General features: G+C 72.1%; 3 protein-coding genes. 2 read left to right on the top strand and 1 reads right to left on the bottom strand.

Annotation, left to right across the window (positions count from 1 at the left end; translation table 11 throughout):
• The first annotated feature begins 421 nt into the window (after window positions 1-421).
• A complete protein-coding gene (locus tag AC08ON_RS06690) occupies window positions 422-1378 on the top strand; it encodes an NAD-dependent protein deacetylase (RefSeq protein WP_476606712.1) in 957 nt (318 codons plus the stop codon).
• A gap of 2 nt (window positions 1379-1380) precedes the next feature.
• Window positions 1381-2112 (top strand): GNAT family N-acetyltransferase, encoded by a 732-nt coding sequence (locus AC08ON_RS06685; protein ID WP_476606711.1) that lies wholly within the window; start codon window positions 1381-1383, stop codon window positions 2110-2112.
• Here AC08ON_RS06685 and AC08ON_RS06680 read toward each other — a convergent pair.
• On the bottom strand, window positions 2099-3057 hold a 959-nt coding region (locus AC08ON_RS06680; RefSeq protein ID WP_476616636.1), incomplete at its 5' end, for an AAA family ATPase. The two genes, AC08ON_RS06685 and AC08ON_RS06680, sit on opposite strands and share 14 nt — an antisense overlap.

Raw genomic sequence — 3057 nt, 5'->3', positions numbered from 1 at the left:
GCGGCCGGACCGGGATGGACCGAGGCCAGCTCAGCCTCCATCGCGGCCGGTCGGCCCACGCTCGTGCCGGCGGCCATGCCGACGGTTTTGACGGTGGTCCTGGTCGTGGTCGACGCGGCTGACCTGCCGTGAGCGACTGGGCCGGAGGGGTGGCGCCGGGCATCCCCCGACTCGGCGTGCCTGGTGCCGACCTGTGCGTTCTCGCCGTCCATCGTCGTAACCATCCTCGGGAAGGCTGGCTTCGCCGCAACCGTACGACTCAGAGCCTGATCACACCACACAGCTACGACGACTACACGACGTATCGATGCCGGTGTCCGAAACATCAACCTGCCGGGACGTCTTCCCCCGGCTCCATCCCCGGACGGGCAGGGAGCGGTGGCGCGGAACGGGCATCCGGGGCACGGGCGGATCGGGCAGCATGGACGGTGTGAGGGACGGTGCGCGACAGCAGGCGGCGGGTGGCGGGGGCGAGGCGTTCGACCGGCTCTGCTCGCTGGTCGCGGCCGGCGGGGTCGCGGTGGTAACCGGTGCGGGGCTCTCCACCGACTCCGGTATTCCGGACTACCGGGGTCCGAACGGGGCACTGCGCCGTCACACCCCGATGACGTACCAGGAGTTCACCGATGATCCCGCGGCCCGGCACCGCTACTGGGCCCGCAGCCATGCCGGGTGGCGGCGGGTGGCCCGGGCGGAGCCGAACCCGGGCCACCGGGCACTGGCCCGGTTGGAGCAGGACGGCCTGGTGACCGGCGTCGTGACGCAGAACGTTGACGGCCTGCACCAGCGCGCCGGCTCACGGCGCGTCATCGATTTGCACGGCAGGCTGTCGCGCGTGCTGTGTCGCGGCTGCGGCGACGTGAGCCCTCGCCTCGAGCTCGACCAGCGTCTGCGGGCGGTCAATCCCGGATTCCATGTCGGCGCCGCGCAGACCAACCCGGACGGCGATGTCACGCTCCCCGACGACATGGTCGCCGCCTTCGTCATGGTGGGCTGCCGCCGGTGTGGCGGTGACGAGCTGGAACCGGACGTGGTGTTCTTCGGCGCGACCGTGCCGCGGCCGCGTGTCGCGGAGGCGTTCCGGCTGGTCGAGGGGGCCAGGGCGCTGCTGATCCTCGGGTCGTCGCTGACGGTGATGTCCGGCTACCGGTTCGTGCTCCGTGCGGCGGAGCTCGACATCCCGGTCGCGATCGTCAACCAGGGTCCGACTCGGGGGGACAGCCGCGCGGCCGTCCGAGTCGACGCGCCTCTGGGCCTGCTGCTTCCCCGTCTCGCCGCCGCCGTGACGCCCCCGTCCGCCCGTTCTCCCGTCCCGCCCGGGCCGTTACCCGCTATGCGCTCGCTCGCATTCCCGGGGGACTACCCCCGGGAGCTGTGAGGATGGGGAGGATGCGATCGGTTTCCCATGCCTACCCGGGCGACCTCACGTTCCGCCGTGCGACCGAGGCCGACGTCGCGGCGATCGTCGAGCTCGTCGAGTCCGCGTACCGGGGGGAGTCCAGTCGCGCGGGGTGGACCACCGAGGCCGACCTGCTCGCCGGGCGGCGCACCGACGCCGCCGCGGTCGGCGCGGCACTGGCGGCGCTGGACAGTGTGGTGCTGCTCGTGCAGGACCCGGACGGAGCCCTCCTCGGCTGCTGCCACGTGGAACGACGGGTCGAGCCACCGGCCCGGTCGGGGCACGCGGCGACCGAGGTGACCCGGTCGGGGTATGCCACCCACGGGCAGGCTGACGCGGAGCGGTGTGGCCCGGATGCATCACCGTTGATCGGGTCCTACTTCGGCATGTTCGCGGTAAGCCCGACCCGCCAGGGCAACGGGCTCGGCGACACCCTGCTGCGGCTCGCCGAACGGCACGCCGTGACGGCCTGCTCCGCGGCCTGGATGGACCTGCTGGTCATCGCCCAACGGGCCGAGCTGATCGCCTGGTATCAGCGGCGCGGATACGTCCTGACCACCAGAACGAGCCCGTTCCCCTACGACGACGAACGGTTCGGCCGGCCGCTGCGACCGGATCTCTACTTCGTCGTCCTCCGCAAGAGGTTCGGCGACCGCCCGGGGTTCAGCGACCGCCCGGGGTTCAGCGACCGCCCGGGGTTCAGCGACCGCTGAGCGTGCCGGACCGTCCGTGCCGGACCGTCAGCGTGTCTCCGGCGAGGTCGACGACCACCGCGGAACCGTCGTCGACCTCACCGGCGATCATTTCCCGCCCGAGCCGGGTCTCCACCTCGCGTTGCAGGTAGCGGCGCAGCGGGCGGGCGCCATGGACCGGGTCGTAGCCCTGACGGGCGATGAACATCCGGGCCGGCTCGGTGATGTCCAGGGTGATGCGCCGATCCGCCAATCGGGCCCGCAGATCGTCCACCAGCAGCTCGACGATCCGCTCGATCTCGGGCAGGGTCAGCGGGGAGAACAGCACGACCTCGTCGAGCTGGTGGAGGAACTCGGGCCGGAACGCCCGGCGCAGGTCGGCCGTGATCCGAACGCGGACCTCGGGCCCGGCTGTCCCATCGGCGTCCGGACCGCCGGTGAGCCGTTCGGACCCCACACCGGAGGTCAGGATGACGACGGTGTCACGGAAGTCGACGGTGCGTCCCCGGGCGTCGGTGAGCCGACCGTCGCTCAGGACCTGCAGCAGGATGTTGAGGACGTCGGCGTGTGCCTTCTCGATCTCGTCGAACAGCACCACCGCGTAGGGCTTGCGTCGTACCGCCTCGGTGAGCTGCCCGCCCTCGACGAGCCCGGTCTGGCCGGGTGGGGCGCCCAGCAGCCGGCCGACGCTGTGCCGCTCCTGGTACTCGCCCAGGTCGATGCGGATCAGGCTGTCCTCGGAGTCGAACAGGGCCGTCGCCAGGGCCCGGGCCAACTCGGTCTTCCCGATCCCCATCGGCCCGAGGAAGAGGAATGACCCGATCGGGCGGCGCGGGTTCCCGATGCCCGCGCGGGCCCGGAGCACCGTGTCGGCGACGAGCCGCACCGCCTCGTCCTGTCCGACGACCCGGGCGCGCAGGACCTGGTCGAGGCGTCGCAGCTTCTCCCGTTCCCCCTCGAGGAGCC

This window comes from Frankia sp. CoWAU3, assembly GCF_977971855.1.
The sequence above is the reverse complement of the archived record's forward strand: the minus strand, read 5'-3'. Positions and strand labels throughout refer to the sequence as shown.